The organism is Nonomuraea sp. NPDC049695 (genome assembly GCF_040674955.1).
In the GTDB taxonomy this organism is placed as follows: domain Bacteria; phylum Actinomycetota; class Actinomycetes; order Streptosporangiales; family Streptosporangiaceae; genus Nonomuraea; species Nonomuraea helvata.
This window is the reverse complement of the sequence record NZ_JBFANV010000184.1, coordinates 2,977-6,782: the sequence shown is the minus strand read 5'-3', so window position 1 is coordinate 6,782 and position 3,806 is coordinate 2,977. Positions and strand designations below refer to the sequence as shown.

Sequence of the window (3,806 nt, the reverse complement as noted above, 5' to 3'; positions counted from 1 at the left end):
GAAGCCATGATCTACATCGCCTCGATTGACAACCTCACCAAACGCATAACGGACGAGACCACCTCAACCTGGCGAGGCACCTACTAGAACATAAGGCGCAATCTACTCAAATCAAATGCCCTCTTAGAGACTTCCTAGGAGGAGATGGGCCCACGGCGCGTGGTCAGTGTTCTGCCTTTGCCCGGGATTTGGGCAGCTCGAGGGCAACTGGTTCGGTGGCTTCCAGGAACACCCACTTCCTGCCCGACCAGTGGTGGAACAGGGTGCCGACGCCGGCGAGGTTGGGGCTGACGGTGTCGTCCATCCGGAGGGGTGTACTTGATGAAGCCGACGACCAGCACCCCGAGCAGGAGAGCGACGCCGTTGAGCAGGAGGAAGAGGAAGTATTCGCGTCCGAGACCGCCGCGCTCCCGATGCCGGAACCTCCAGAAGCGATTGCCCAGGTACGCGCACATCATCGAAACCGACGCCCGCCAGGACCTTGGAAGTGAGCGGCCCCCACCTCGACACCACACGGCGAAGGGTTGTAGACGCCCGTGTCGAGGTAGAAGGCGATGAGGCCGATATTGCCGAACCTGACCAGTTCGTGGAGCGAAGATACGCACCGCTGGTAGAGGTGCCTGACGAACCCCACGTCTCTGGCCAGCCCCATCTCTCGGCACATTTACAGGCCGCCAGAGTAACGATCATGGTGAAGGTCCGAAGTTCCACGAGCGATGCAGAGGGCTCCTGGACGCGCTCAGCGCTTCGCCGTCAGTTAGAGGTCTTCGGCCAATCGACGGTAAGCCCGGACGGCTTCCATCTCCTGAGGTGACAGAGAGCCGTGGTACTCCAGGAACCAGTCACGGATCAGTCGTTGTGGCTGGGTGGCGTTGACGTAGCGGCGGGCGCCTCCAACGGTGATCGGCACCGTGAGTGTGTCCCCGTCGTGGGAGGACATGACGGTCAGGCCGGTGATGAACCGTCGGCGGGAGTCGACCACGCCGGGTGCGGAGATGACCAACATCAGCCGTTCCCGGTCGATGCCCTTGGGGGCGTAGAGGTAGACGCCGCCGGTCTGGAGTTGGATCACGCTGCGCCTCGCTCGTGGAACTCGTCATCGGCGGCGGCGGCTTCCTGCTCGTCGGCGAGAGCCTCGGCGAAGAGCTCATCGCTGCTCTGGTCCGCCGGTGCGCCCTTTACGAGGGCATAGTAGACGGCGGCTCGCTCCATCCATGCGGACTTGCTCAATCCCTCTCGCTCGGCGGCGGTCGCGACGAGGTCGAGCACGGTTTGGCTCAAGCTGAACGATGTGGTTTTAGCCATACCTCTGATAGTACGTCTTGCAGTGCAAGGCGCACTAGCCCTATCAGTAGACTACGTATCAGAGCAGCTATTAGTTAGCTCAATAGCATGGTCGGCAATCCTTCGGTTTGCTGTCGAACCCGGACACGACCATCGGCAACGGTGGCAGTCGTGGTCGACGTCGGTGGCGGCCGCAGCCGGAAGGCCGCACGGGCTCAGGCCGCGTAGCCGGTTGGCGCCGCCAGTCCGAACGCCAGGGCCGGCCGGATCGTGCCGCGCCCGCATGCCGATCTGAGGGTCAGGAGCGGCGCCGGCGCGTCGACCGGTTCGGCGCGGATGAGCTGAACGAGATGTTCGATCAGCGGCAGATCAGCAGCTTTTCAGCGCGCCGGGGCGACCGGGCTCTCCGTACCTGCGCCGATCGGTCGATCCGACGCACCGGGACACCTGTCCCGAATACGGTCAGGACCGCTCTCTTCTTGGACAGGTGTCGGAGCCTGCGGCCAATGATCGCCACTAGTCACATGACAGATGCAGTCGATCGCCGCCACTCCTAGCGTCGAGGCCATCAGAGAACCTGACATCATCCCACTAGGAGGATTCATGTCTTCGAGGAAGCGTTCGCGGCTTCCGTCATGACGGTCGCGGCGATCTCGATCGCAAGCACACTTACCACCACACCGGCCAGCGCAGGTTCCGCCGGGGAGCCGGACGGGAACGGCTAAGAGCTACCGGCCAGCGCCCCTGATCTCGAATTCGTCGAAACCCAAGCGGTGCTGCTGTGGCCGCGGTGAAGGGCCGGTTTTGGATCTATGGGCAAGTTGTCTACACCGGCGACCGGGGTGACGGGGAGGGCTTCAATCCCGGCCAGTGCCATTACGACTCGAACATAAAGCCCGGTAACGGATGCAACACCGCCAGCTCCATCGATTTCTACTGACAGCAGCTATTGAGGCGGGGCGAATCTCGCGTGCCACGCACGCCGCCCCCCGCTCTTGCGCAAGGAGCCCGACCGTGCCGATCTCGCGCCAAGTCTTCATCGTCACCCTGTCGGTGCTCCCGCTGATCGCCGTGGCTGCCACAGTGCATGCCGCCTCCAAGGCTTCGCCGCTCGAGCGGATCCCGGGCGCCCAGGAGCGAGCCGACAGGCTGATGCCGCCCTTCGTCGTCCACAGGCTCTCGCAACTGGACATCCACATCATTGATGAGTCCGCTGAGACGTCCTGACCCATGCCCTCGGCGGAGCAGGCCGTCAAGCTGCGCGCCAGCGCCGCCCAGGCCGACAAGCACGCCTGACCACCCCCATCCCTCCTCGTCACCTGGACTGCTAGATGGCGCTGCTCAAACGGTCAAGCCAGCCCGCGCCTGACCCCGAGGGCCGCATGCCCCTCATGGAGCACCTGCGCGAGTTGCGCAACCGGCTGCTCATCGCGGCTGTCGCCGTCGTCGTGGGCATCATCGTCGGGTGGATCTTCTTCGATCCGGTCTGGGCGTTCATCAAGGAGCCGTTCTGCGAGACGCCGCAGGCCCAGCAGTTGCGCCCAGGCCAGTGCACGCTGACCTACGGCGGCATCTTCCAGTCGTTCTTCCTGACACTGAAGGTCTCGGCGCTGGTCGGCGTCCTTGTGTCCTCACCCGTCTGGCTCTACCAGATCTGGGCCTTCGTCACCCCGGCCCTCTACCGTAACGAGAAGCGGTACTCGATCGCCTTCCTCGGGCTGGCGATCCCGCTGTTCGCGATCGGCGCCGTGCTGGCGTACTTGATCATGGACACCGGCCTGGCCATCCTGCTCGGGTTCGCGCCGAGCGACACCTTGCCAGTCATCCAGATCGACGAGTACGTCAACTACGTACTCATCATGATCGTGATCTTCGGCGTCTCGTTCGAGCTGCCGTTGCTCCTGGTGTTCCTCAACATCATCGGCGTGCTCTCCCACGCCACGGTCAAGAAGCACCGCCGCTGGGTGGTCTTCGCCATGTTCGTCTTCGGCGCGGTCATCACGCCCGGCGGCGATCCGCTGACGATGATGGCGCTGGCCGCGCCCATGGTCGTGCTCTACTTCCTGGCCGAGTTCTTCATGTACATGCGCGAGAAGCGCATGCCCGCCACCGAGGACTTCTCCCACCTGTCCGACGACGAGGCCTCGCCGCTGGTTGAGGACTCCGCCCAGCTCGACGAGGAGGATTCGGGTTCGACGTGATAGGTGACAATGTGCCCCCTCGACTCGTCCTGCTCGTCAATCCCGCCGCCCGTGGCGGCCGCACGGTGCGCCTGCTGGAGCCCGTGGCGCGCCGGTTGCGTGCCGGAGGGGCCGAGCTGTCAGTGATCGTCGGCGACGACGCCGCCGACGCGCTGGAACGCGCCTGCACCGCCGTGGCCGAGCGCCCCGACGCGCTCGTGGCCTTCGGCGGCGACGGGCTGGTCCACCTGGCCGTCCAGGCCGTGGCCGGCACCGGCGTGCCGCTCGGCATCATCCCGGCCGGCACCGGCAACGACATCGCGGCCGCGCTCGGGCTGCCCT

At 64.8% G+C, this 3,806-nt stretch carries 6 protein-coding genes and 2 pseudogenes; 4 read left to right on the top strand and 4 right to left on the bottom strand.

Going from position 1 to position 3,806, the window contains the following annotated elements:
• Nucleotides 1-87, top strand: a pseudogene (locus AB0J64_RS56455) (IS5/IS1182 family transposase); the annotation flags it as partial.
• Between the two features lie 76 nt (nucleotides 88-163).
• Here the strand turns inward: AB0J64_RS56455 and AB0J64_RS56450 are convergent.
• The 4 genes and pseudogenes from AB0J64_RS56450 to AB0J64_RS56435 all read right to left on the bottom strand — a co-directional run bounded on the left by AB0J64_RS56450 (nucleotide 164) and on the right by AB0J64_RS56435 (nucleotide 1,305).
• Nucleotides 164-304: a hypothetical protein gene (locus AB0J64_RS56450; RefSeq protein ID WP_364046813.1), complete on the bottom strand. Its 141-nt coding sequence runs from the start codon at nucleotides 302-304 to the stop codon at nucleotides 164-166.
• A 76-nt stretch (nucleotides 305-380) separates the two neighbouring features.
• Nucleotides 381-455 (bottom strand): annotated as a pseudogene (locus AB0J64_RS56445) (GtrA family protein); the annotation flags it as partial.
• Between the two features lie 302 nt (nucleotides 456-757).
• Complete coding sequence (locus AB0J64_RS56440; protein ID WP_364046810.1) at nucleotides 758-1,072, bottom strand: hypothetical protein; 315 nt, start codon at nucleotides 1,070-1,072, stop codon at nucleotides 758-760.
• On the bottom strand, nucleotides 1,069-1,305 hold the full coding sequence (locus tag AB0J64_RS56435) for a hypothetical protein (protein WP_364046807.1): 237 nt from the start codon (nucleotides 1,303-1,305) through the stop codon (nucleotides 1,069-1,071). Before AB0J64_RS56435 ends, AB0J64_RS56440 begins: the two co-directional genes overlap by 4 nt.
• Nucleotides 1,306-2,298: 993 nt before the next feature.
• Here AB0J64_RS56435 and AB0J64_RS56430 point away from each other — a divergent pair.
• The 3 genes from AB0J64_RS56430 to AB0J64_RS56420 form a co-directional block, all read left to right on the top strand.
• Entirely contained in the window at nucleotides 2,299-2,511 is a 213-nt protein-coding gene (locus AB0J64_RS56430; protein WP_364046804.1) for a hypothetical protein, read from the top strand.
• A gap of 104 nt (nucleotides 2,512-2,615) precedes the next feature.
• Entirely contained in the window at nucleotides 2,616-3,485 is an 870-nt protein-coding gene (gene tatC / locus AB0J64_RS56425) for a twin-arginine translocase subunit TatC (RefSeq protein WP_364046801.1), read from the top strand.
• 11 nt (nucleotides 3,486-3,496) lie between these two features.
• Nucleotides 3,497-3,806: acylglycerol kinase family protein (locus AB0J64_RS56420; RefSeq protein ID WP_364046798.1), on the top strand; the 310-nt coding region annotated here is incomplete at its 3' end.

Coding starts and splice junctions, on each gene's coding strand:
- AB0J64_RS56435 (WP_364046807.1), bottom strand. CDS start 1,305: ATGGCTAAAACCACATCGTTCAGCTTGAGCCAAACCGTGCTCGACCTC.
- tatC (WP_364046801.1), top strand. CDS start 2,616: ATGGCGCTGCTCAAACGGTCAAGCCAGCCCGCGCCTGACCCCGAGGGC.
- AB0J64_RS56450 (WP_364046813.1), bottom strand. CDS start 304: ATGGACGACACCGTCAGCCCCAACCTCGCCGGCGTCGGCACCCTGTTC.